Genomic DNA, 25,515 nt, shown 5'->3' with positions numbered 1-25,515 from the left:
GCGCGGTTCCGGTTGCCTGAAAATCGACCTAGACCTGCCAGCCAGCGTCCGCGGCCAGATCGCCGTTCCACTCGCCACTGACCACGGCTGGAAGTTCGTGGTTAAAGACCCGTAACAACGTCATGAGACTAGAGGCACTATTGGCCGCCGTCAATTCCGACAAGGGTAGCCATGAATTAGGTCCCTCATTGCTATCACGCAGTTCACCAGAAAAATCATCGCTACGGTACAACAAGCCTAGCTTCCGTTTTTCTCGGGTTGGGTCGAACCATTCGCAGGTACCACAGAAACGCAAACTATGTAAGTGTAAACCTGTTTCTTCGGCCACCTCCCGCATTGCCGCCGTGGCACAGCTTTCGCCGACCTCCACGTGACCACCGGGAAAGCTGTGGCCGGCCTTCCAAGGTACATTGACTTTATCCTCCACCAAGACACGCTTAGTGACAGGATCCGTCACGAGAATCATCGTGACAAGTTCTACCGGTTGTGTTCTGTCCATGGCTGTTTCCTCCATTTGATTAAATTGATAGGACGGGCAATCAAGGCGCTAAAGCTAAATGAAACGATCCACGTCAGTCCATAACATACGAGAATTCCCAGACCTAGGTGCGCCCTAGTCAGCGTTGCCCCACCGCCGCGCCAGATCAGCTGAAGCCAGAAGACATTGGCGAGATACGATGGATAGGCCAATTGTGCTAATTGGTGAACGCACCCTAATGACGGGGCCTGACGTCGTATTTGAAAACCAGCAAACGCCAAAATCAAGCCGATGACTCCCAAATCAAAAATCACCGTTGCCGGTAAATAATAACTCGTCTGGGTAAAACTGACCGGCATCTTCCACTGACGCAACGACCAGTTCTGAGCGATCCACGCCACACACGTTACCAGAAAAAAATCCCCAGTAGCGTGACAGCCATCGTTGCCAGGCTACCCAGTAGCGCCAACACAAAACGCCGCACACGGCGTACAAGAGAAAGCCTGGGAAAATCCGATCCAAAAGATACCAGTGGTCAAAACGACTGGTCGGATAGACGAACAACGTAAATTCTCCTATCCCGAGCGCACAGAGGATTCCGATGCCTAATCCCCAACGCTTCGCAGCTTGCGGTCGGTTCGCCCGAGCACGCAACCACCAAAAGGCCGGCATCAATAGAATGAACTGAAGCATCATCGTGTTATACCACAGATGCGGCGCGGCATTGCCACTCACGGCTTGCCAGAGAAGTCCTCCCCAACCGTGAGCCCAGCCATGCTGCTGAACACCGGGCATTAGCCATAGATAGAGCGCCGTCCAGATCACCGTCGGTAAAAACAGTGTTGGCGTCTGATTCTTCAGGTAAGTCCCGTAGCCGGGAGTTGGCCGGGTCGTTCGACTAGTTGTGAAGAGAATTCCCCAAATAAAGGCGGGGGCCGTGAACTTCACCGCCAAATAAATAGCGGCCATCACCGCCTGGGCCCTTGGGGTTGGCCGAACCGTTAAGGCCAGACTCAACACCGATTGCCCGATGACCGCTGTGCACGCGGCCACCTTCAGGTAGTCTCCACCATCCGCTTGCTCTTCTTGCCAATTCACATTGCGTCATCATCCTTTACTCGTTCATTCTACCAAGCTGTTTGGCTAACGTAAACCACGAAAAAAGAGGCTCACCGGCCTCTTTATTTTTACGATTAAGCTTTGCGCTCACTGCGCTGTTGTTTTTTATTTTCGACAATTCCTTCTACGCCGTAACATACGGCACCCAGAGCGGCAAACGCCAGTGGGAATGCCAACCAAAGTGGTGACTTCATTAAAACGAGCACCAGGCTTAAGAACATGACCGCAAAGACGACTAAGGTCGTTAAGACAATCCGATCTTTTTTCATTTTAAACTCCCCCTTAGCTTAATTAAACTCGTGTGGCCCCTAACCACAAAGCTAGCTTATCAGTTTCACCCCGAAATAACCACTACTTCGGATAACCTTAAGAAAGTCACTAACTTTAGCAACCATGCAAACCCGATTGAGCTGAGTCGTACAGTAATCTCTTCACGCCAAATATTTACGCCACTAATTCATTGCGCATCAGGCGCTTTAACTCGAAAGCTAACAAAAGAGTCTCAGCGAATTTGCCAAGACTCTCATGAATTTATTTTAGAATTCGCTTCACGGCTGCGGGGATGAGCTTCCGAACACCACCACGTGGATCGGGCACATCGCCCGTATAACGGGGAATCAGATGAACGTGCGCATGCATCACCGTTTGACCGGCGGCCGCTCCCACGTTAATCCCGATGTTATAGCCGGCTGGCTGATAGGTCCGGTCCAACAGAGATCGGCCATCTGCCAAGAGCGCATCCATGGCCCGTTTGGTCGGGCCCGGAATATCAAAATACGTGGCATAGTGCTGCTTGGGCACGATCAGGAGATGTCCCTTACGGACCGGATGTAGATCCCAGAAGGCCTTAGCCAAGTCATTCTCCAAAACAATGTCGCTCTTTTGACAGAAAACACAATCCGTCTTAATCACGCTATCTACTCCTTCGACCGCCGTGGTTGTCGCTGTGCCCAGAACTGGAAGTAATCTGTCCGAAGCGCCCCGTTATAAAGCTTCCGGGTCTTCGTGGCCTTCTTACCGTAGAAGTGTTCAAATTCCAGATCGGCTGTCAGCACGTAGGTTGACCAGTCGGTCATGGGCCGGAAGACTTCTCCCATTTGCTTGTAGAGTTCCCGAACACTAGCCTGGTCACTTAATCGTTCCCCATAAGGTGGGTTGGCGACAATGACCCCATGCTTCAGGTCAGTTTCAAAGTCTTGAACCGCTAACTGGCGGAAAGTGATATCTTGTGACAAGCCGGCCTCTTGGGCGTTCTTCTTGGCAATGGCGACCATGTTTTCGTCGATATCACTCCCAAAAATTTGTAAGGGGGTGTCGTAGTCGGCCTTGGCGTCGGCTTCGTCACGGACTTGGTCACTCAACTCTTGTGGCACCCAGTCCCAACTTTCACAGGTGAAGTCGCGATTGAAGCCCGGGGCCAAGTTACGGCCAATCAATGCGGCTTCAATGGGGATTGTCCCGGACCCACAGACGGGATCCCAGAATGGCATATCTTTGTGCCAGCTGGTCAGGGCAATCAAGGCCGCCGCCATGTTTTCCTTAATCGGCGCGCCACCCTTACCAACCCGGTAGCCGCGTTTAAAGAGACTCGGGCCGGTGGTATCGAGCGTTAACATCACGTGGTCCTTGTCGATCATCACTTCCAAAGGATACGTCGCACCCGTTTCCGGCATCCGCGTCCGCCGGTGATAGACCGCAGCCAACTTAGTGGCAACGGCCTTCTTCACGATCGCTTGGGCGTCAGGCACACTATGTAATTGCGACTTCTTGGAACGACCTTCAACGGGGAAGGCGGCGTCCATTGGGAGTAATTCATCCCAAGCAACGGCCCTGGTGGCTTCGAACAATTCATCGAAGGTTACGGCATCGAATTCGGCCACGATGATCCGCACCCGGTCGGCCGTTCTGAGCCAGAGGTTCGTTCGCAGAATATCTTCGATCGTCCCATCAAAGCGAACTCGGCCATTCTCAACCTGGGTATCATAGCCCAGTTCCCGTAATTCACGCCCAGCGATGGCTTCGATACCACTCGCAGTGGCGGCGTATAAATGAAATTTTTTCATAACATCCTCCTTGTTTCTGACTCCACGGTACAATGCTTTAAATGGCGAACGCCGTCGACCGCTACCGCGACAAGTCGACTTTACCTTCAGTGTACCACCGAAGGCCTTTCACCCCATAAATTAGCTATAAAAAAAGGTGGGAGCAAGCTCCCACCGACCTGACATGGTGTAAATCCCTGTAAGCCATGTTTTGTACCACCCAACCGTTTCAGGCAAACGATTGACTGGCAGTAATCATCTATCTCGAGAGTTTCCTCTCCCCCCACATTTCGTTCATTTCCATATGTGAAGCGCCCCTACCAAAAGTTTGGGTTGCCCGCTCGAGGGGTTTACCGCGTTCCACCGCCTAGGTTTTCCTAGACGTATCGTCACTGTGGCACTTTTCAGGGATACTCAAGCATAGCCGAAGCCTTAGCCGTTTTTTCCCGCCGTAACGTTATTGCTAACGCTCCCCGGCTTATTTTTTCACCGAGCACGAACACTACAGACATCGCAGTCTGTGCGAGCATGGACTTTCCTCAGCCGACATAAGCCGACCGCGATTACTCAGGATTTACACCAGTCTTTATAATTCTACAAACGATGTGACTCGTTTGGATCATTATCTAATTGTGAACCGAAAACGTGACGTTCCAAGTTGGATAAACGCTTGAGAATATCCATGTTGGTGACACTGGACGTTGGTTGGCTGGTTGTCGAAGTTTGCGGTTGGCTAACGCCAACTTGCACTTGCTTCGTTAATTCATCAACCTTCGCTAACAACCGTTCGTTTTCGTCTTGCAGGCGTTGATTTTCCTTAACAAAGGTGTCGTAGTCCTTGATCACGTTGTCCAAGAACGTATCAACGTCATCTGGATCGTAACCACGCATCTTTTGTCGAAATTGCTTTTGCAAAATTTCTTTTGGAGTGAACTTAATGTTTTCCATCGATTATTTACACCTCGTTGTCATATCAAACCGGCAATATTAATAATACCAGTTTTCATTCAAATTGGGAACCATTATTTAAATTTTCTTGATATTCATTGGCACTTTCTTGTAGCCATTCCATATCAACCATCGTCAGGGGGTAAGTATGTTGCTCCTGGAACTTTTCAATCGCCCGGTAATCATACTTAGGTTTGCCTTCAACCTCTAAATCATAAACCATCACGGCTTCATCTGTATGGGTCAACATAAATTCTTGATAGTTTCTTAACTGTTGGGGACTGTGATAAGGTTGGGCACTGACCGGTTCATGGAAGTCCGTGCGACTCATGATGCTGGCTAATTGGGCCTGATTGGCTTCATTCCAGTTGTTACCGAATTCGGCAAACGGCGTCATCATCGCGATCTTCAGCTCTGGATACTCATCTCTTAAGGTCAAGGCAACCTCGATGACCCACTGCTCGACTCCCAGTTGCCCCCCGGTAATCAGCCAATCAGTGCCATTTTCAATTTTACCAATGAGAACTTTTCTTAGCGCGTCCTTTAGAACCAGAAGTTTCTTATCCTCGGTGCCAAAGACCCCGAGTTCATAGCTTCGATAACCCGTCACCCACAGTCGACTCACCAGAATTCCCCCTTTGTTCTTCCTATAGTTTAGCGAAGATTTTCGGTGGGAGCAATGAAAAGACGTTAAATTATTGGAAAAGTCTGGCGTCCAGTCTGCTTGGGAGTTTTTATTTCTGCCCCACCTTGGTATAATGTCAATAACTGGGCCACAAATGCGAACCAGCTTTCGACAAGGAGTGTGAGGAGTCGATGACTATTCGGTATCCCAATGGGAATGCCTATCAAACACCAGTGACACCGTCGGGGCCCAAGTTTCCCAGTTCCTATACTAATTATGGGAAACGGGGCATGACGCTAGAGGAAGAGCTCAACCAGAGTAACACGTATTATGAGACCCGTGGATTGGCGGTGGTTCACAAGAAGCCAACCCCCATCCAAATCGTTAAGGTCGATTATCCCAAACGCAGTGCAGCTGTGATTAAGGAAGCCTACTTCAGCACCGCGTCCACGACTGATTACAACGGGGTCTATCGGGGCCACTACCTCGACTTCGACGCGAAGGAAACCAAGAACAAGTCCTCCTTCCCGTTGAAAAACTTTCATCAACACCAGATCGATCACATGCGAGCCTGCACGGCTCAGGGCGGCATTTGTTTTGCTATTATTAAGTTTGTCAGTCGCCATGAAACCTATCTGTACCGTGCCGAAGACCTGTTCACCTTCTGGGATCAACAAATTCAAGGCGGCCGTAAGTCCGTGCCCTATGCGGACATCGCTGCCAAGGGAATCCTTTTGCCTGCGCAATTGCAGCTACCGGTTCCCTATCTCAAAGCCGTGGATCAGCTGCTCTAGCAGCGAACACGTTTAAACGCAAAGGAGATTAACATGTCTAGTAACAATTCTACCGGTGGTACGCGGATGAGTCGCCATAACGCGTCCACCTCCGGCCCCAAACGACCGCACAACGGTTGGCGCACTTTTCGCCGGGTGCTGTTCGTTATCGTGGCAATCGGTGTCCTAGGAATCTTGGCCGGCGCCGGGCTTTTCTTCTTCTACGCCCAGAGCGCCCCGAAGATTACCCAGTCCGCCCTTTCCAGTGATACCTCCACACGCGTCTATGACGCCAACGGTAAGGTCATCTCCCGGTTGGGGGCTCAGAACCGAAACTACGTTAGAAATAACGGGATCCCGACCACTCTGAAACAAGCCGTGGTTTCCACCGAAGACCGGCGTTTCTACAAGAACAATGGGGTTGACCCTATTCGGATTGTCGGTGCCGCATTTGCTAACGTCACCGGGTCTTCTCTGGGGATGCAAGGTGGGAGTACCTTAACCCAGCAATTGGTTAAACTGTCCGTCTTCTCAACGGCGGCCGCCGATCGAACCTTGAAGCGTAAGGCCCAAGAAGCCTGGTTGGCCCTCAAGGTCGACCACAACTATTCCAAAGATCAGATCTTGGAATATTATATTAACAAGGTCTACATGGGTAACGGGGTCTACGGGATGCAAACAGCCGCAGAGTATTACTACGGTAAGGACCTGAAAGATCTCGAATTACCACAGTTGGCCCTCCTCGCTGGGATGCCTCAAGCCCCCAACGACTATGATCCGACGACTTACCCCCAATATGCCGAGAAGCGGCGGAACCTGGTGTTAGACGCCATGGCGAAGAACAATGCCATCACGTCCGCCCAGGCCGCGCAAGCTAAGGCCACGAACATCAAGACCGGGTTGGTTAAGACCCATCATTCAACCACAACCGACGCCAAGACGACCAAGGTCATCGACGCCTACTTGAAACAAGTGTACGCCGAACTCAAGGCTAAGGGTTACAACACCACTACCGGTGGGCTGAAGGTCTACACCAACCTCGACATGGGTGCCCAGAAGAAGCTTTACAGCATCGTCAACTCAGGTAACTACGTCAACTTTCCTTCCAGTAAGTTCCAAGTTGGGTCCACAATTGTGAACCCTAATAATGGTCAAGTGGTCGCCATGATTGGTGGCCGAAAGACTGGGAATGTTACCTTTGGGTTGAACCGTGCCGTCCAGACGGACCGGTCCAGTGCCTCAACGGCTAAGCCTCTGATGGACTATGGGCCAGCCATTGAACATCTCTACTACCCAACCTACGAACCCGTCAAGGATACGGCATTTACGTATCCTGGGACCGACAAGAGCCTCTATGACTGGGATAAGCAATATCAAGGCACGATTACCATGCGTAAGGCCCTCTACGAATCTCGGAACATTCCGGCGGTTCGGACCTTACAAAATGTTGGGATTTCTAAGGCCACAAAGTTCCTCGAAGGCTTAGGAATGACATTTGATAAGACGTTGACCTTACAAAATGGGATCGGGTTGTACATCTCCTCCGAACAGGAAGCTGCCGCCTACGCGGCCTTCGCCAACGGCGGGACCTACTACAAGCCTTACCTGGTCTCCAAGGTGGTCACACAGGATGGCAAGAAGCATAACTACGCTTCCACTGGTAAACGTGCTATGAGCGCCGCTACAGCCTTCATGTTGACCGATATGATGAAGGATGTCATTACCAATGAAAGTGGTTCCGGTCGTTCAGCCGCCATCTCCGGGCTTTACCAAGCCGGGAAGACTGGGACTGATTCCTATCCTGACGACTACGCCGACAAGGTCCCAGATGGCGCCACGATGGACTCCTGGTTCACGGGTTACACCAAGAACTATGCCGTCTCTGTCTGGACTGGTTATGATAAGCAGTTCCAGGCCGGCCACTACGTCAGTGAATCCCAGACCACGATTGCCCAAGAAATTTACAAGTATGAAATGAGCTATCTTGCCGCTAAGAGTACCAACACCGACTGGACAGCCCCAAGTACCGTCACTCGGACGACTCAAAATGGCAAGACAGAATACTACGTCACTGGCCACCCTGGCACCGTCACAGATACCACGGCAACCAGTCAATATGGGTCGACCAACAACACGAATTCCTCGGCCTACAGCAGTAACAATCAAGCGACGACCAGTTCCAGCTCTTCTAAGACGGAATCCTCAACGACTGAATCTAGCACCAGTAAGGAATCCTCAAGCACGGAGCAGAAGCCTAGCGGTAACGGAAATGACGATGATAACAACACGCAGACGTCATCTACGAATAACGCTGACGACAATAAAAATTAACACGATAGTCTAAACCTCCCCGACTCAACCGCTTATGGTTGCGTTGGGGAGGTTTTTTGTTGTCTCCTAGTTTAGTGATAAAGGGCCGCCTGCGGCTGCCAGGGATTACGCCTGCTGTGGGGCCGCTTCAGCCCCTAGGGCTTCTCGCTCGACTTTAAGCCCCGAACGCGGGTCTTAAAGGTCGCCCGTACTGTAAGGCCGAGAAAGCCCTCTCGGTCTAACAGTACCGCCACGGCTGGCTCCATCCCTGGTCTCCTCCGGCTAAATTTGTTTTTATCGGCCACAGTGACGAAAACAAAACACTGCTGAAAACTTTGAATCAAACGCGGTGCCTGATCAATGAATTAAATAAAAATTTTCCGTTCAACTTTTTTAAAATTGACAATTATCCCTGCCTGTTATCTGGCAAGATACCTCATAACTTGTCACGCTAATCTTGTCAGCACATTGTTATACCAGCCAACCTATAAGAGCTCCATAGGCAACGACAAAAAAATCCCCACCAATCGTCATTAAAAAACGATCAACGGGGATTCCCCTTAGGCTATCTAATTATCCGTTAACTTAAAGATTGGCACGTCAGGTACCTCACCACCGGGCGTCGTCGGTTTGGCACTTCGCCGTGGCTGTTGGCGTTCCTTGTCACGTTGGACTTGGACTGCCGTTGTGAGGTTCTTCTTTTCCCAATTCAGTAGAATTCGGTCCATGTACTTGAGGTTATAGACCTGGTTGAGGACGGCCTCCTTTAAGGCTAGTTGGATCAGCTCGGGCTTGTAATGGTCGTCATCTAACCAATGGTTAATGCTCTCCATCTCCAGAGGCGAGAGTGGCCGACCAAATTCGGTTTCGATCTGGCCAAACACGGTGGCCCGGTCGGTGGTTTCGGCTTGTCTAGCGGCCTTAGCCACGACCGTTTTCTCTTGGACTGACAATTGGCTAAGCTTCTCGATTAGCAAACGGAAGTCATAGGCATCCTGACTCTGGCCTTGAGATGTTGTGACACTTTCAATGGTCATCAACTTATTTTCAATCATCTCATGTAATACCTGATAGACGCGCTGCTGGTTCCAGCCCAGTCTCTTGGCGAGCTTATCGGCATCGGGCATAAGCACGCCTCGATCCATCTCGCGACGCAACTGAATGTATACCAATAACTGATCCGTGGTCATCCCCACCGCTCGAAAATTATCGAGGAGATAGTTGGCCACACTGGTCTGACCACCCTGAATATAGCGTCGCATAAAATCATCCATTTATCATGACCCCCTATCATTGACACGTTACGGCTCACAAATCGCCGTATAAAGGAAACGACCGAACGCCAACAGGCAGTCCGGTCGTGTGATCCGTTAATTTCTATGGGTAAATACGGTTCAACAACCGTGGGAATGGAATCGCCTCACGGACGTGTTCCTCACCGGTAATCCAGGTCAGGAAGCGTTCGAGACCCATCCCGAAACCAGAGTGAGGCACGGACCCGTACTTCCGCAAGTCAAGGTACCAGCTGTATTCCTCTGGATCGAGGCCAGCCTTCTTAACTTGTTCGAGTAACTTGTCGTAGTCTACTTCACGTTCGGACCCACCAATGATTTCCCCATAGCCTTCTGGGGCTAAGAGGTCAGCACAGATGTAAACATCGTCACGCGTTGGATGTGGCTTCATGTAGAATGGCTTGATAGCCTTCGGGTAGTTCAACACGAAGACGGGCTTGTCAAAATGATCGGCCAGGAAGGTTTCTTCTGGTGATCCGAAGTCGACACCCCAGTCCACGTCAAAGCCATTAGCCTTCAACAACTCAATAGCTTCATCGTAGCTGATTCGTGGGTAAGGCAGGTGCGTGTACTTCTTCAGAACGTCAACGTCACGGTCCAAGGTCTTCAAGTCAGCGGCACAGTGGTCAATGACATTTTGAACCAAGAAAGCCACGTATTGTTCTTGAACTTCAAGACTTTGTTCTTGGTGCATGAAGGCCATTTCGGGTTCAATCATCCAGAATTCGATCAAGTGACGACGCGTCTTGGACTTTTCAGCCCGGAACGTTGGACCAAAGGTGAAGACCTTGTTAAAGGCCATGGCCCCGGCTTCGGCGTAAAGTTGCCCGGATTGTGACAGGTAAGCGTCACGATCAAAGTATTCCGTGTGGAACAAGTCGGTCGTTCCTTCAGGCGCACTCCCCGTCAAGATTGGGGAATCAATCTTGGTGAAACCTTCCTTGTTGTAGAATTCATAAGTGGCCCGGATAACCTCGTTACGAATCCGCATCAGAGCGTGTGGCTTAGATGAACGCAGCCAAAGGTGACGGTGGTCCATTAAGAAATCAACCCCGTGTTCTTTAGGTGTAATAGGATAGTCTTCACTTTCGCCAATAACTTCGATCGATTCAACTTCGATTTCATAGCCAAAGTGTGACCGGTCATCCTGGTGAATGATCCCTGTGATCCACATACTGGTTTCTTGACGAATTTCCTTTGCTAATTCAAAGGTTGCTTCGTCGACGGCTTTTTTAAGAACGACACCTTGGAAAAAAGCGGTTCCGTCCCGCAATTGTAGGAAAGCAATCTTCCCACTGGAACGCTTATTGGTGAGCCAGACACCAATTTTTACTTTTTCATCGACGTGCTTGCTGGCATCAATAATGTTGATCTGTTCCACAATCATTCCTCCATCTCACAATAAATTTTTAATCTTGCATAAACTGTTTTAAACGGTCCATCGCCGTCAAGAGCACGGGCAGACTAGACGCGTAGCTGAGGCGAATATGCCCCGGCATGCCGAAGGCTTCTCCCGCGACGACCGCCACGTGAGCTTCTTCTAACACCTTGGCGACAAACTCACTCGACGTGGCCACCTGTTTGATGGCCATCGCCGCCGTAATATCTGGGAAGAAGTAGAAGGCCCCCTGCGGCTTACCCGCTAAATGAAAGCCAGGCAAGGCCGTCAGCAGTGGGTAAATTGCATCACGTCGCCGTTTGAAATCAGCGCGCATGGTAACAACCGATGCTTGGTCCATGGTCAACGCCGCCTGAGCGGCCACCTGACTCACGGCAGCCGTATTCCCGGTCATATGGGATAACACGGTCTTCATCGCTTGCATCAGTGCTGGTTGGCCAATGGCATAGCCAATCCGCCAGCCGGTCATCGCATAGGTCTTGGAGACCCCACCGATCAACACGGTCTGCGCCGTAATGGCCGGGGTAATCCCCACGATCGACGGCGCTACTGTCGAGCCATCATAAACGAGTTCACCATAAATATCATCGGCAATGACCAGCACATCTCGGGCAACTGCCCATTCACCAATCGCCTGTAATTCCGCTTGAGAGTAGACTACCCCGCTGGGATTCTGTGGCGAATTGAGAATCAAGGCCCGGGTACGTGGCGTATAGGCTTGTGCCAATTGGTCTGGTGTCACCTTCAAGTTTGCCTGAGGATCGACCGTTACCGGACGACCTCCGGCCAGCCCCACTTGTTCAGCATAACTGACCCAGTAGGGTTTTGGCAAGAGGACTTCGTCACCGGGATCCAATAAAACTTGGCAAAGGGCATACAAGGCCAACTTGGCCCCAGTCGTCACGACTACCTGATTGGCGGACACGTCAATCCCATGTAACCGCCGAACCTGCTGGCTGACAGCCTCGCGCAGTGGGAGGATTCCCGCCGTATCCGTATAACCGTCGACCGTTCCGGCATTAATGGCCGCCACGGCCTTGGCATTGATGGGCGCCGGCGTCGGGAAATCCGGCTGGCCCACACTCAGATTGATCACGTCGACTCCTGCTGCTTGGAGTTCTCTGGCCCGTTGGCCGGTTGCTAAAGTTGCCGAAGGGCGCACTGCTTGTGCTCGCTTAGAAAGTCGCATCGTCATCCTCCTTGCTAAATGTTGGCGATCTGCTGGAGAACCTTTCCATTACTGTACTGGAAGGTCACGTAGCAGAGCTTACCACTCTGATTGAGATAACCCACTTGCCAGGCCGGCTTGCCGTTAAAGATCCGTAGAGCAGCCGACAGCACCTTCTTGGGATTACGTTTCCAGACCTGCTGGAGTGCCGTATTCCGTGACATCCCCGCACTTTGTTTTAGTACGGTGACATCCTTGCCCGACTTGGAGATAACCGCATAAACATCCTGTTTCTGCTTATTCTTACCGGCTACCGTGTAATAGGTGGAATTTAAATTCGTCCAGTAAAAATCACTGGTACTCGTCAGATGACCTGATTTCTGGGCGATTCGTTCCGCCCTAATCTGATCCTGGCTGAGCGGCTTAGTAGCCCGCCGAATCACATAGCCTGCACTGATTAACAGCACTAGGACAATGACCAGAATGCTCAGGAGCACCCAGTGGCGTGGCCGCCGACGCCGTTGATATTGTTGTCTCATCAATTCTCTTCGTACTCCCTTATCAGAATTCAATCTTTTCCAATTATATCAAACTTCCGGGGGCGTCACCGGGTTGTTCGGCTTTTTTTCAAAAAATTTAACCAACCCTTGTGAAATGGTGGTAATGTCGCCGTCCGTCCGGCTAAGATCGGCGGGTAAGGCTCGCAGAATACTCTTGCCATATTGTCGCTCTAGGAGCCGTTGATCCAAAATCACAATGGCTCCGCGATCGGTCGGCGTTCGAATCAATCGACCTACCCCTTGACGCAGGCGTAAGGTGGCCGCCGGTAATGCCGCATTGTAGAACGGGTTCTTCCCCGCTGCCTCCAAACGCGCATAATTGGCCTTCACGAAGACCCGGTCAGGCGAATCAAATGGCAGGCGCGTCACAATCAGAAGTTCCAGCTGCTCTGCGGGCAGGTCAATCCCTTCCCAAAAACTAGCTGCGCCTAACAAGATGGCGCCATGACTGGTCGCAAATCGTTTGGCAATTCGTTCGCGACTCCCACTGATCCCCTGGGCAAAGATCTCCCGATTAGCAAATTCGGGTTGCTTGACCAACTGCTGGTAGACCTGTTCGATCACACTCAGCGAGTTGAAAAGGACCAACGTTTGCTTGTTTACAGATCCCGCCAATTGGGTTATTGCAGTAGACAAATAGACAATATAGTCACGTGTTGACACCTTACTCAAGTCTGGACCATCGTCCGCCACAAACAACTCGGCCTGTTCACTGTAGTCAAAACTCGACCGCATGCGATGCGTGGTCGTCTCATCCCGTTCGAGGTCGAACTGATCGAGAATGTATTGTGAACGTCCCGAGGAGAACAGGGTCGCCCCGGTTAACAAGACCGGCTGGAAATGCGTGTAAATCTGACGGCGCAAGAAACCTTCCGTCGCCAATAAACCACTAGCCAGTTGCAGGCTATTGCGATCACCAACGTGGTTAATCGTCAGCCAGAATAGACTAGCCGGTCCCTGTTGCGTCACCTGATCGAAGATCGCCACTAGCTGCACCACGTCATCATCAATCACGTGAACCCGCGTGTCAACTTGTTCGAAGATGTAACGTTCTGAAGATGCAAACCGATCACGGTGCTGTTCAAACTGTTGCCGCAGTCGACCCAACTGAATCAGTAAGGTTGTATTATCCTTCTGAATCGTATCGAGAAGTGGCTGAGTCTGTTGACTCATGGCTGCTAGTTTAGCGGTCGGGATAAGTTGTTCAATGACTTGGTTTTGGGTATTTCCCCTTTGACCGGCTAAGAAGGTCAAGAAGAGTTGGTTAACCAATTGGCGCAGCGTCTTCTCTAGGTTCTGGCTGGTAACCAACAGGCTATTGAGACTGCGGACTGCCGCGGTATTCCCATGGAACAACCGCAGGAGACTCGTCCCCATCTCACGACTGATCTCGCGTTGAATATGATGTAGTTCATTGACGATGTTGGCAAACTTCACCTGAGTCCGTCGCTGACGTAGCGTACTGTCGGCCAAGTGTTGGGCTTCATCGATGACCAGATATGGCCGCGAGAGGTTCTGGCCCAACTCACTTGCATGCTCACTCAGATAGGCATGATTGACAATCACAATCTGGGCCTGGGCGACCCGCTGATCCCGGCGTCGAACGAAATCATCTTCATAGAAGGGGTTATCGTTAGCCACGGTCCCCTCGTGGACAATCTCTTGGAAGTATGGGGCACGATAAGTTGCTAGATGTAACTCATCAAGATCACCGGTGGTCGTCATGGTCAGCCAGACCAAGAGCCGGAGTTTCAGCAATTGCGTCTGCTTGGAACTTTCGGCCACCTTGAGAGTCGTGGCAAACCGTTGTAGATCCAGGTAGTGCCGCCCGCCCTTAACCAAAACGGCATTCATGGTGAAAGGCACGATTTGATTAAGCAGTGGCACCGTTTGTGTCAATAATTGTTCTTGGAGTAATGTTGTGGCCGTGCTGATCACGACCGTTCGGTTGCCCTGCGTCAGGTAAGCCATCGGCAAAAGATACCCGAGACTCTTCCCAATGCCCGTTGGGGCCTCCACAATCATCTGTTTAACCGGATGAAGATCACTGTGGGCGTAATTGTTGTAAATGTAATTCATCATCTTAGCTTGTTCCGGACGCCATTCCAGGTTATCCGGCATCAGCCGCTGTTTTTGTTTCTTTGTTTTCGGATACGTGCTCGGTTCAGCCAGTGTTGCCGTTGGTAACGGCTGTGTCTGCCGCAAGGCTAAACCATTCTTCACATAAAGATAGTCCGGCAGCTTGCGTGGTGTCGCCGTATTCAATCGCACCGCCACGTCAAAAAGAGCCGCCGTTTGGAGCGGTAGTTCCGGTCGTAAATCAATCATCTGTTGAAGCGTCACCAGTGGTAACCCCCGCAACCGACGGAAGAGAAAGATAAATAATTCCGCGGTCGCCCCGGCGTCACTGTCCGCCGAATGGGGGTTGTCATGTTCGATGTTGAAGTAGCTACTCAGATCTCGTAACCGAAAGCTTGGGGCTGTCGGCAAGAGAATCTGGCTGAGAGAAACGGTATCCACCGCCGCAATGTTTAATTCTGGATAACCCACCCGAGCGAATTCCGAGTTGATGAAGGGTAAATCAAAATTAACGTTGTGGGCTACAAACACCGTATCCGTCAACAGGCTATAGAGAGTCCCGGCCACGTCGTCAAAGAGTGGCGCGTGACGAACCCGTTTGTTGGTGATTCCCGTTAGCCTTGAGATGGCCGCGGGGATCTCTCGAAGCGGATTCACATCCGTTTCAAAATGATTGATCACCTGATTATGCTGGACGAAGACGCACCCAATTTGGATAATGCGGTCGCCATCTTTCACACTGGTCCCGGTAGTTTCAATATCCACCACCGCATAAACCGTGTCTTTATCCATAATATGCTCACCAATTTCTGCACAATTGCGATTATAACTGGCACTATGATACACCACTTAGCCAGGCAACGCTATCGTGGCGTTACCCCGATCGGACGGTAATTCTATAGAAAGGGTTAATTTTTGACAGATTGGCAGTTTTTCAGGGGCAAAGCTAGCGCAATAGTTATCAGTAGAGTATGATATTCTGGTAGATAATTTCATGAAGAAAGCGAGCGAGTAGACGTGGCTAGAACCGTTACCGGGCAAAGTAATGCCAAAATTATTCTTATTGGTGATCACAGTGTTGTTTATGGGCAACCAGCCATCGCCTTACCCCTGCCTTCGGTCCAAACCAACGTGACGATGCGCCCAACCACTACCGGCCAAACGATCTCGAGCCGTTACTTTGACGGCCCAATCGACGAACTGGGACAGAACCTTGCGGGCGTGGCGAAGCTCATTCACACACTGCTAGACCGATTCAATGGCCATCAAACGCCTTTTGCCATGCGGATCGAGAGTGATTTGCCTGCCGAACGTGGCATGGGATCCTCAGCCGCTGTGGCCGTGGCGATCACGCGCGCAATGACTGCTTTTTTTGATCGGACAATGACCCGCGACCAACTCTTGGCCACCGCCGCCATCGCTGAGAAGATCACTCACGGGAATCCAAGTGGGATCGATGCGGCTACGGTCAGTTCGGCTGTGCCGATCTGGTTCGTGCCGCACCAAGCCATTACGCAGATCCCCTTTGCCTTAAATGGCACCCTGGTCATTGCCGACAGTGGGATCAAGGGCCAGACGGGTAAGGCCGTCGCCGCCGTCGCCCAACGCAAAACCTTATTTCCACAGGAAACGACCCGCCAGATTGACACGTTAGGTCTGCTCGCACAAGAAGCTAGAGTCGCATTAGCCCAACCAGACCTCCCCGCACTTGGACACGTCATGAGTGCCGCTCAGGAGCAGCTCCGTGGGCTAGGCGTTAGTTCCCCGGAACTGGACCAACTGACGGCCATTGCCACCGCTAACGGCGCTTTAGGGGCCAAATTAACTGGTGGTGGCATGGGGGGCTGCCTGATTGCCCTGTGTGCCGACCTACCAACTGCAAAACACGTGCAACAAGAATTGACGGCCGCCGGAGCCACTCAGACCTGGCTGGAAAGCTTTAACTTAGAGGAGGAACCCGAATGATGCCTGCTGTTACAGCTCGTGCTCACACCAACATCGCCCTCGTTAAATACTGGGGAAAAGCCGATACCGAGTTCATCTTACCTCAGACCAGTAGCCTTTCCCTGACCCTCGACCAGTTTTACACCGACACCACCGTCGAATTTGACGATCGCCTGTCTGCCGATGAGGTCACGTTAAATGGCCAACGGCTCTCAGAAAAAGCCAGTCAAAAAGTTCATACGTTTCTTAACTTGGTGCGCCAAATGACTGCGGGCACCTCTTTTGCGCGAGTATCCTCGACGAATCACGTGCCAACCGCGGCCGGCCTAGCATCTTCAGCCTCAGCTTTTGCGGCCTTGGCCGGCGCGGCCAGCAAGGCTGCCGGCCTTAGCTTGGACAAGCCTGCCCTGTCACGGCTTGCGCGTCGCGGCTCTGGATCGGCAACCCGTTCCATCTATGGTGGCTTCGTTGAATGGCAGGCAGGACATCGCGATGCCGATTCCTACGCCGTCCCCATTGCTGAACAGGTCGATTGGCCACTAGCAGTCGTGGCCCTCGTCTTGGACCCGCACCATAAGAAGGTCAGCTCACGTCAAGGAATGCAGAGTAGCGTGACCACGTCGCCCTATTACGCGGCCTGGCGTGACGTCGTGGCTCAGGATCTCGCAGCCATCAAGCCTGCGATCCACGACCATGACTTCCAGACGCTGGGCGAGATTCTCGAAAGTAACGCCATGCGGATGCATGCGCTGACCCTAAGCGCCCAGCCACCCTATACTTACTTTAATGGCGACACGCTAACGGCCATGGCCGCCGTTCAAGAACTGCGCGACCAAGGCGTCCCCTGTTATTACACCCTGGATGCCGGTCCTAACCTCAAGGTTTTCTGCGAGGAACCGACCGTTCCCGCCATCACGCAGCGCTTCAGTGAACTCTTTGGCGCTACCAATGTTATCGTCGCCCACCCGGGCCCCGGTCTGAAATACTTATCCTAAACCATCAAATTTATTGAACAGCAACAGAAGGGACCTGATCTTTTGATTTCCGCGCAAGCACCCGGAAAACTTTATATTGCCGGTGAATATGCCGTCGTTGAACCCGGTTACCCGGCAATTATTGTCGCACTTAACCAGTTCGTGACGGTAACCATCACACCAAGCCACGATTACGGGCGAATTGCTTCCAAGCAGTACCAAGAAAACTCACTCTACTGGCAACGTCAAGGGAACGAGTTGGTTTTTGACAACCGAGACAATCCCTTTCACTATATTTTGTCGGCCATCCGGCTCACGGAACAATATGCCCAGTCACTGGGTAAACCCCTGGCTATCTACCACTTAAACGTCAACAGTGACCTCGACAGCGCCGACGGCAAAAAGTACGGTCTGGGTTCTTCGGCCGCCGTCACCGTTGCCACGATCAAGGCCCTGTGCCAATTCTACGGTCTCGAAATGAGTAAGGACCGGCTCTTTAAGTTAGCCGCCATCGCCCACCTCGACGTCCAAGGGAACGGATCCCTGGGAGACATCGCCGCCTCTGTTTACGGTGGTTGGATTGCCTATCAGGCCTTTGACCGCGATTGGTTGGCCTCCGCTCGGCGTGAACTCAGCCTAACGGACCTCTTGAATACCGACTGGCCAGGGCTCCAGATTGAACTGTTGACCCCACCAGAATCTCTACGTTTGATGATCGGGTGGACTGGAACACCAGCTTCCACCTCCCATCTCGTCGACAAGGTCGCCCTCTTCAAGGCCACGCAACGACACGAATACCACACCTTCCTGCGCGAAAGCAAGGCCTGCCTGCAACGCATGATTGACGGGTTCCACGATCAGGATCTTCAGGCCATTCAACGCGAGATTGCGGTTAACCGTAACCTGTTGGATCACTTGGCTACCCTGAGCCACGTCACCATTGAAACCAAGTTACTCAAGACGATGTGTGACATCGCCGTGGGTATCGGTGGCGCCGCCAAATCCTCCGGAGCCGGTGGCGGCGACTGTGGCATTGTCATTATTGATGCCGCTCGCGATCTTGCCAGTCTGCTCCACGAATGGGAACAACGCGGGATTGAACCCTTGAAATTAAACGTCCATCACGTGATCGAATAAGGAGTTTTATCATGGAAATTTCACGCCACGCCCACCGCAAGGACGAACACCTGTCGCTGGCGGAAAAATTTTATACGCCGGTGGCCGCTAGTCAGTTCGACGAGCTCCGTTTCATCCACCAAAGTCTGCCCGAAATGGCTGTGACGGATGTGGATCTCACGACTCATCTCGGCCCCTTGTCCCTGCCAGTGCCCCTGCTGATCGAAGCCATGACCGGTGGTTCACCACGTACGGGCAAGGTCAATGCGAGTCTGGGACGGATTGCCGCTTTGACCGGCATGGCTGTGGCCAGTGGTTCGCAGAGCATTGCACTCAAGGATTCGCAAGCTATCGCCACCTTCACGCCCTTACGAGAAAATAACCCCGACGGTTTAGTCTTCGCAAACATTGGCGCCGGTCACGGCTCGCGGGACGCTCGAACCGTGGTGGACATGCTGGCAGCCGACGCCCTAGAAATTCACATTAATACGGCTCAGGAACTGGTCATGCCCGAGGGCGACCGGACCTTTCACTGGTTAGACAACATCGGCGAGACCGTGGCGCGCCTCGACGTGCCGATCATCGTCAAGGAGGTTGGTTTCGGTATGGCCCATGAGACTCTTCGACAATTAGCTGCGGTCGGCGTCACCTTAGTCGACCTGGGTGGTCGTGGAGGCACAAATTTCGCTCAAATCGAAAACTTTCGGCGACCTGGCAAGGATCTCGATTACCTAGCCGGTTGGGGCCAGACAACCGTGGAGTCGCTCCTAGAAGCCCGGAGACAGCCTGAGTTACAGGTGATCGCCACCGGTGGTGTTCGCCAACCGTTAGACATTGCCAAGGCATTAGCGCTAGGAGCCAACGTCGTCGGTAGCGCGGGACAAATTCTCCACCACCTGATCAAGACGGATGAGGCCACCACGACGCAGTTCCTCTTGGACTGGCAAACGGGTCTCAAAACCATCATGACACTGCTGGGAACGGCGTCTATTGACGAGCTTCAGCAACAACACCTTTTGCTCTCACGAGAACTGCGAGACTATTGTGAACAACGACAACTGACTTATTAAGCTAAAATCAATCGCCATTATACAAAAAAACGTGAGCACAATAGTTGTGTTCACGCTTTTTGCTATTAGCAATTAATCATCATACACCATGAAACGTAAGCCCTTAGGGAAGAAATTCTTCACCGTATTCCCCACAACCTTGCCGAAACCAACTGGCTGTTCCTGGCAGGTCAAGAGGTACCAGCCCTTAGTTGGGGCTGACGCCAAGCTAAAGGTGTCACCGTGGACCCATTTGCGCCACTGCTGATCATCAATGGTCAGGGTGTGGGCTGTGGTCCGGGGATCACTGGCCAGGGCTAAGGCATAGGCTGGTTCGAAACGATTCTTCTTGAAAGTTCCGAGATGTAGCCCTGGGCGGAAGACGTGACACCGCTTGAGGTCCGGCAGATTAGCTGGCACCGCAAAGAGTTGGTCTTTAACCGTGACAAGATCGGTAAAGTCGGCGGTACCCAACACATCCTGGGCGAAGTCGGCCCACAAGTGACGTTGATCGGCGGTAAGTGGCGTCCCTAATTTAGCCTTGCCCCGCGGTTGCCGGGACTCACCGGCATCCCGTTCGAGCTTAGCCACGAAGTGCCCTTCACCTTTCATCAGATGGGGAAACAGACGCGCTGCCTTCTTCAACTCGGGATTACCATCGGCCCATTCGGGGATGGCATCAATCACACCAGCCGTCTTCTCGATCGGTACCAGGTGGAAATCTGGATAATTGTCTAGTACCCAGGCCATGGTCTGTTCGTCCTCTTCGGGGGCAAACGTACAGGTCGAGTAAATCAACTGACCACCCGGCTTAACCATCTTGAGAGCTTCCGTTAGGATTTGGTGCTGACGTTCCGCACACTCCTGAACATAGTCCAGTGACCAATAATCCATGGCCCCTGGATCCTTACGAAACATGCCCTCACCGGAACAAGGCGCGTCGACTAGAACCTTATCGAAGAAGTCCGGGAAAACAGGACTGAGTTGTTCGGGCGCATCATTTAAAATCAAGGCATTCTTAACACCGAATCGTTCGACGTTTTCGGCCAAGACACTGACCCGTTTACGATTGATTTCATTGGTGACCAATAACCCGGTCCCTTCTAGGTAACTTGCCAGGTGCGTGGTCTTGCCGCCGGGAGCCGCACACAGGTCAAGAACTCGCTCGCCACGTTGGGGGGCAGCCGTTGCGCCAACAAACATGGCACTCGGTTCCTGACTGTACACGGCGCCACTCTGGTGAGCGAGACTTCGCCCACTGACCGGACCATAGTAGCCAAACTTAGCATAGGGCACAGCCGGGGCAGCAGTTAGTGCCGGCACCTCGGGACGTGACGGATTAACGCGGTAGCCCCCTTCACTTGTTTCATCGAAACTTGCAAAAAATGCCGGGGCATCCGGTCCCAAGAGGCGCTGATATTTTGTGATAAAATCTTTTGGCAAATCCACCGTTATTCCTCCATTTTGTAGCTTACAAATTGTTGTTTTTAGGGTTCAAACTGTCGGTTTTTTCAAACTTCTCCAATCATTATACGCGTTTCAATGGCGATCGACTACCCCTGTAAAGAGGTGTTCCGGTCGCTTCTTTTCGCGGAATATGGTACATTGAATGGGCTAGCTTAATTATCGGTCAACAACCAAAACTATCAATTTACTGTGAGGTGTCCTTTGATGGAACGAAAATTAATTGCGATTGATCTCGATGGCACAACGCTCAATGCGGCCGCTCAGGTCTCTGCCAAAACTAAGGCCGTTCTGACCCAAGCCCGTGAAGCCGGCCACATTGTCAGCATTGTGACGGGACGGCCCAACCGGATCTCCGCCGACATTTACGACGAACTCAACCTTGATGGCCCCATGATTAACTTTAACGGGAGCCTTGGCCACATTCCCCACCACCAATGGGCAGACGAATATCAGTATACTTTTAACCGTGAGGTCGCTTTCGACCTGTTGGCTCACCGTGAAGAACTGGGTATCAACATGTTGGCCGCGGAAGGTAAGAATCTCTTCTTAGCCGTACGTGACCATCCCGTTGAATTAGGCTTCTTCCCCTCAATTCTTCAGACAAACCAAATTCTCAATCAAAAAACGTTAACAGAAAACCCCACGAGCTTGACCGTTGCCGTCGACCGATCACACCAAGAACACCTGTTGAGCTACATTCAACACCAGTTCAGTGATGAGATCGACGCCGCACCTTGGGGTGGCCCCAATGCGGTCGTTGAACTCGGCGTCAAGGGCGTGCAAAAGGCAACTGGTATGGAGGTTCTCGCCCATCATTACCACATCAAACGCGAAAACATTATCGCCTTTGGTGACGAACACAATGACACCGCGATGATTGACTACGCCGGCTGGGGAGTCGCGATGCAAAATGCCACGCCACAGATTAAGGCCCTGGCCAGTGACGTGACGCCACTAGATAACGATCACGATGGTCTCGCGACCTATCTCCAAGATTATCTAAAATTAGCTAAATAAGCACAAACGAAAGCGCCGATCATTGTGATCGACGCTTTTTCTTTACTGGAGATAAGCCTCCAGCAACTGTTCATATAACGTAGTAAAGTTCAAATACATCTGACGGTCCACGTGTTCATCGATCTGATGTGCCGTTTCGTTACCCGGTCCAAAGACGATGAATGGGAACTGATCGCCCTTCTTCTTTAAAAGATTCGAGGCATCCGTCACCGCCGGCAAGGCCAAACGCGGAATTGCCTGTCCGGAGAAGGTTTCACCGACTCGCGCGGCAACTCGGCTTAGCGGGTTGTCTCGTGGTTCCACGACAGGTGACTGGGACATGTAGATGTCCATCACCACGTGACCCCCTTGATCATTTTGCTGGGTCACCAATTGCTGTAAAGTCTGAATGACTAATTGATTGTTAAATTCTGGAATCGTACGCACGTTAATCTCAGCCACGGCCTGACCCGGAATCGAATTAACCTGATCCCCGGCATTGAAGACCGTCGTGTTAAAGGTGAGATCTCCCAGGAGGTCGTTGTGATGGTCGGTGTCTCTGAACGCAACGTTAGCTTGACTCAACAAGGCTAATAAGGGGTCAATCGCATTGGAACCTAACTCTGGCATGGAGCTGTGAGCGGTCTTGCCCGTCGAAGTTAACTTGATATCCATCGACCCTTTGTGTGCGGAGAAGATCCGATACCCCGTTGGTTCTCCAATCAGTAAAGCATCAACGTCGTCCATGTCACCGGCTTCAAAGAAGGCTTCGGAACCCAGTTCCCCGACCTCTTCACCAACAGTGGCCAGCAACCGAATGGTCCCATGAATCGGTTTCCCCGCCGCATGAAGCTCGATCATGGCGATCACCAGCGCGGCTAGACCCGCCTTCATATCGGTGACCCCGCGACCATAGAGGCTACCCTCACGTTCAGTCAGCGTAAATGGGGCGCTGTGCCACGTTGACACATCACCCGGCGCCACGACATCCATATGGCCGGAAATTCCCAGAACGGGACTCCCTTGGCCAATTTCCGCAATGAGGTTCGAACGGGTAGCGCTTAACGGAATTAACCGTGCCGCAATCCCATGTTCACCCAAGATTCGTTGTAAATATTGGGCGACATCCAACTCGTGATCGTTCACCGATTGAATGGCGACCAGATCTGACAATAACTGCACTTTTTGTTCATCTGTAAACACTGCCATCGCTGATTCCTCCTTCTAAAATAATTGTACCGCTTTTATGGTAAAAGCTCATTTATTGCGTTTGACTTGGCAAGCGATGTTCTTGAGCTTAACACGGAAGTTGCTACATACAACAAGCTGATATCAAGCCGTTCGTATTCGACGGCAGGTTGCCTAAAATCTTATCGTTTTATCCTGTAAGCGCTTGATAAGCCGTCAAAATGGACCTGTCTGCCTCTGTGCTATGTTATGCGACTAGCATTCTCCAACTTTGTATTTTACAAAAACCGATTTAACAACAAAAATCGCACCTCAGCGTTATCCGAGATGCGACCATTTATAAGTGTTTTATTCAGCTTGGAACGCTTGCGTTGCCTTGATGGCTGCCTGCCAACCGGAGTAGCATTTATCTCGCCGGTCCGCCGCCATTTGTGGCGTGAACTCATCGCGTAAAGCGTGCATCTTCCGAATGACATCCATGTCGGGCCAGAAGCCAACGGCTAATCCAGCCAGATAGGCTGCCCCGAGCGCCGTGGTTTCGTTGATGGCAGCCCGCTTGATTGGCGTGTTCAAAATATCCGCCTGGAACTGCATGAGGAAGTTGTTATTCGCTGCCCCACCATCGACACTGAGCGATTGGATGTCCAGGCCAGTTTCGTTGGTCATGGTGTCCACGACGTCTCGCGTCTGGTAGGCAATGGCCTCAACCGTGGCCCGCACAAATTGTTCTCGCGTCGTCCCCCGTGTCAGACCGAAGACGGCCCCACGAGTTTCTTGGTTCCAGTATGGAGCTCCGAGTCCCGTAAAGGCTGGGACCACATAGACGTTCCCGGTCGTCTTGGCATCGACGGCCATCTTTTCGGATTCACTGGCATGTTCGAAGAAACGCATCCCGTCACGGAGCCATTGAACGGCGGACCCAGCGACGAAGATGGACCCTTCAAGCGCATAGGTTACCTTACCGTTTAAACCATAGGCAATGGTGGTTAACAACCCATTGTGGGACAACGTTGGCTCTTCACCGGTGTTCATCACGATGAACGCCCCGGTCCCATACGTGTTCTTGACCATCCCTTTGTCAAAAGCGGTTTGCCCGAATAAGGCGGCCTGTTGGTCCCCAGCGATCCCAGCGATTGGCACCTGAACCCCAGAGAACGTGTAACCGGCGGTGTACCCGTAAATTTCGGATGATGAACGCACGTCTGGCAACATGGCGGCTGGAATGTTTAACCAACCCAAAATATCGTCATCCCACTTCAAGTCATGAATGTTGTACAGCATGGTCCGACTGGCATTGGTGTAGTCAGTAGCGTGTACCCGGCCGCCTGTGAGCTTCCAGAGAATCCAGGTATCAATGGTCCCAAAGAGGAGTTCACCGCGTTCAGCGCGCTCCTGGGCCCCCTCTACGTGGTCCAGAATCCAACGAATCTTGGTGGCAGAGAAGTAGGAGTCGATGACTAACCCTGTCTTGTCGTGAATGGCGTCGGTGTACCCGTCAGCCTTCAACTGATCCGCAATTTCACTGGTCTGCTTGGATTGCCAAACGATGGCGTGATAGATGGGTTCCCCCGTCTTCTTATCCCAAATAATGGCGGTTTCCCGTTGATTGGTGATCCCAATCCCACGAACCTTGTAAGGTTGCACGTCGGAATCAATCAGCGCATCGGAGATAACCGATTGAACCGCATTCCAGATCTCGTCTGCGTCATGTTCAACCCAGCCTGGTTGGGGGAAGTATTGGTGAAATTCCCGTTGTGCCTGCCCCGCAATTTGGCCGTGCCGGTCGAATAAAATAGCCCGGGTACTCGTCGTCCCTTCGTCAATTGCCATCATGTATTGTTGATCATTCATTGTCATAGACTCTCCATTCATTCGTTGTTAGCAACGGCCTAAAAACACCGTGATGTTGCGCATGGGTCTAGTATACCGAAAAGTGTGCCCCACGCCAAACGTTTTTATAAATGAAACCGCCACCAAGCCCGATGTAA

The 25,515-nt window shown here is 51.8% G+C and carries 22 protein-coding genes and 1 other RNA gene; 7 read left to right on the top strand and 16 right to left on the bottom strand.

The window, feature by feature from the left end; all coding sequences use genetic code 11:
* Window positions 1-28 precede the first annotated feature (28 nt).
* From EKM70_RS05790 to EKM70_RS05755, 8 genes are all read right to left on the bottom strand, one after another.
* Complete coding sequence (locus EKM70_RS05790) at window positions 29-499, bottom strand: 8-oxo-dGTP diphosphatase (RefSeq protein WP_125546099.1); 471 nt, start codon at window positions 497-499, stop codon at window positions 29-31.
* A gap of 282 nt (window positions 500-781) precedes the next feature.
* A complete protein-coding gene (locus tag EKM70_RS05785; protein WP_125546097.1) occupies window positions 782-1,576 on the bottom strand; it encodes an acyltransferase family protein in 795 nt (264 codons plus the stop codon).
* Window positions 1,577-1,671: 95 nt separating this feature from the next.
* Window positions 1,672-1,866 carry a hypothetical protein gene (locus EKM70_RS05780; RefSeq protein WP_125546095.1) on the bottom strand — a complete coding sequence of 65 codons (195 nt, stop codon included), beginning with the start codon at window positions 1,864-1,866 and terminating at the stop codon, window positions 1,672-1,674.
* A gap of 262 nt (window positions 1,867-2,128) precedes the next feature.
* A complete protein-coding gene (locus EKM70_RS05775) occupies window positions 2,129-2,509 on the bottom strand; it encodes an HIT family protein (RefSeq protein WP_125546093.1) in 381 nt (126 codons plus the stop codon).
* 5 nt (window positions 2,510-2,514) lie between these two features.
* Window positions 2,515-3,660, bottom strand: a complete 1,146-nt coding sequence (locus tag EKM70_RS05770) for a THUMP domain-containing class I SAM-dependent RNA methyltransferase (RefSeq protein WP_125546091.1) — start codon at window positions 3,658-3,660, stop codon at window positions 2,515-2,517.
* 174 nt (window positions 3,661-3,834) lie between these two features.
* Window positions 3,835-4,214, bottom strand: an RNA gene (gene rnpB / locus EKM70_RS05765) — RNase P RNA component class B.
* A gap of 19 nt (window positions 4,215-4,233) precedes the next feature.
* Window positions 4,234-4,587, bottom strand: coding sequence for a cell division regulator GpsB (gpsB, locus tag EKM70_RS05760; protein WP_125546089.1), 354 nt, complete (start codon window positions 4,585-4,587; stop codon window positions 4,234-4,236).
* A gap of 55 nt (window positions 4,588-4,642) precedes the next feature.
* Window positions 4,643-5,212, bottom strand: a complete 570-nt coding sequence (locus EKM70_RS05755; protein WP_125546087.1) for a DUF1273 domain-containing protein — start codon at window positions 5,210-5,212, stop codon at window positions 4,643-4,645.
* Between the two features lie 191 nt (window positions 5,213-5,403).
* Here EKM70_RS05755 and recU point away from each other — a divergent pair, with 191 nt between their 5' ends.
* Together recU and EKM70_RS05745 are read left to right on the top strand one after the other, a co-directional pair.
* Window positions 5,404-6,006, top strand: a complete 603-nt coding sequence (gene recU / locus EKM70_RS05750) for a Holliday junction resolvase RecU (protein ID WP_125546085.1) — start codon at window positions 5,404-5,406, stop codon at window positions 6,004-6,006.
* Window positions 6,007-6,039: 33 nt separating this feature from the next.
* The gene (locus EKM70_RS05745) at window positions 6,040-8,316 is read left to right on the top strand and encodes a transglycosylase domain-containing protein (RefSeq protein WP_125546083.1); all 2,277 of its coding nucleotides are present in this window, start codon (window positions 6,040-6,042) and stop codon (window positions 8,314-8,316) included.
* Window positions 8,317-8,864: 548 nt separating this feature from the next.
* On the opposite strand, the gene EKM70_RS05740 is transcribed toward EKM70_RS05745, so the two are convergent.
* The 5 genes from EKM70_RS05740 to EKM70_RS05720 all read right to left on the bottom strand — a co-directional run bounded on the left by EKM70_RS05740 (window position 8,865) and on the right by EKM70_RS05720 (window position 15,585).
* Window positions 8,865-9,569 carry a DnaD domain-containing protein gene (locus EKM70_RS05740; protein WP_125546081.1) on the bottom strand — a complete coding sequence of 235 codons (705 nt, stop codon included), beginning with the start codon at window positions 9,567-9,569 and terminating at the stop codon, window positions 8,865-8,867.
* 103 nt (window positions 9,570-9,672) lie between these two features.
* Window positions 9,673-10,968, bottom strand: a complete 1,296-nt coding sequence (asnS, locus tag EKM70_RS05735; protein ID WP_164506338.1) for an asparagine--tRNA ligase — start codon at window positions 10,966-10,968, stop codon at window positions 9,673-9,675.
* A 28-nt stretch (window positions 10,969-10,996) separates the two neighbouring features.
* Window positions 10,997-12,175, bottom strand: a complete 1,179-nt coding sequence (locus tag EKM70_RS05730; protein WP_125546079.1) for a pyridoxal phosphate-dependent aminotransferase — start codon at window positions 12,173-12,175, stop codon at window positions 10,997-10,999.
* 14 nt (window positions 12,176-12,189) lie between these two features.
* A complete protein-coding gene (locus EKM70_RS05725; protein WP_125546078.1) occupies window positions 12,190-12,693 on the bottom strand; it encodes a cell wall elongation regulator TseB-like domain-containing protein in 504 nt (167 codons plus the stop codon).
* 48 nt (window positions 12,694-12,741) lie between these two features.
* Window positions 12,742-15,585 (bottom strand): helicase C-terminal domain-containing protein, encoded by a 2,844-nt coding sequence (locus EKM70_RS05720; protein ID WP_125546076.1) that lies wholly within the window; start codon window positions 15,583-15,585, stop codon window positions 12,742-12,744.
* A gap of 225 nt (window positions 15,586-15,810) precedes the next feature.
* Here EKM70_RS05720 and mvk point away from each other — a divergent pair, with 225 nt between their 5' ends.
* From mvk to fni, 4 genes are read left to right on the top strand one after another with little or no spacing between them, the layout of a single operon-like run.
* Window positions 15,811-16,758 (top strand): mevalonate kinase, encoded by a 948-nt coding sequence (gene mvk, locus EKM70_RS05715; protein WP_125546074.1) that lies wholly within the window; start codon window positions 15,811-15,813, stop codon window positions 16,756-16,758.
* Window positions 16,755-17,732, top strand: a complete 978-nt coding sequence (gene mvaD / locus EKM70_RS05710) for a diphosphomevalonate decarboxylase (RefSeq protein ID WP_191985886.1) — start codon at window positions 16,755-16,757, stop codon at window positions 17,730-17,732. Before mvk ends, mvaD begins: the two co-directional genes overlap by 4 nt.
* A 42-nt stretch (window positions 17,733-17,774) precedes the next feature.
* The gene (locus EKM70_RS05705; protein WP_057877898.1) at window positions 17,775-18,848 is read left to right on the top strand and encodes a phosphomevalonate kinase; all 1,074 of its coding nucleotides are present in this window, start codon (window positions 17,775-17,777) and stop codon (window positions 18,846-18,848) included.
* Window positions 18,849-18,859: 11 nt separating this feature from the next.
* Window positions 18,860-19,897 carry a type 2 isopentenyl-diphosphate Delta-isomerase gene (gene fni, locus EKM70_RS05700; RefSeq protein WP_125546070.1) on the top strand — a complete coding sequence of 346 codons (1,038 nt, stop codon included), beginning with the start codon at window positions 18,860-18,862 and terminating at the stop codon, window positions 19,895-19,897.
* 72 nt (window positions 19,898-19,969) lie between these two features.
* Here fni and EKM70_RS05695 read toward each other — a convergent pair whose 3' ends face one another.
* Window positions 19,970-21,325 carry an RsmF rRNA methyltransferase first C-terminal domain-containing protein gene (locus EKM70_RS05695; protein WP_125546068.1) on the bottom strand — a complete coding sequence of 452 codons (1,356 nt, stop codon included), beginning with the start codon at window positions 21,323-21,325 and terminating at the stop codon, window positions 19,970-19,972.
* 222 nt (window positions 21,326-21,547) lie between these two features.
* On the opposite strand from EKM70_RS05695, the gene EKM70_RS05690 reads away from it, so the two are divergent.
* Window positions 21,548-22,360, top strand: coding sequence for a Cof-type HAD-IIB family hydrolase (locus tag EKM70_RS05690; protein WP_125546066.1), 813 nt, complete (start codon window positions 21,548-21,550; stop codon window positions 22,358-22,360).
* Window positions 22,361-22,402: 42 nt separating this feature from the next.
* Here EKM70_RS05690 and EKM70_RS05685 read toward each other — a convergent pair whose 3' ends face one another.
* Both EKM70_RS05685 and glpK read right to left on the bottom strand, forming a co-directional pair.
* The gene (locus EKM70_RS05685; protein WP_125546064.1) at window positions 22,403-23,548 is read right to left on the bottom strand and encodes an ArgE/DapE family deacylase; all 1,146 of its coding nucleotides are present in this window, start codon (window positions 23,546-23,548) and stop codon (window positions 22,403-22,405) included.
* Between the two features lie 327 nt (window positions 23,549-23,875).
* Window positions 23,876-25,378: a glycerol kinase GlpK gene (gene glpK / locus EKM70_RS05680; protein ID WP_125546062.1), complete on the bottom strand. Its 1,503-nt coding sequence runs from the start codon at window positions 25,376-25,378 to the stop codon at window positions 23,876-23,878.
* Between the last annotated feature and the right edge of the window lie 137 nt (window positions 25,379-25,515).

The sequence above is a fragment of the Levilactobacillus lindianensis genome, assembly GCF_003946095.1.
Lineage (GTDB): Bacteria > Bacillota > Bacilli > Lactobacillales > Lactobacillaceae > Levilactobacillus > Levilactobacillus lindianensis.
The sequence above is the reverse complement of the archived record's forward strand: the minus strand, read 5'-3'. Positions and strand labels throughout refer to the sequence as shown.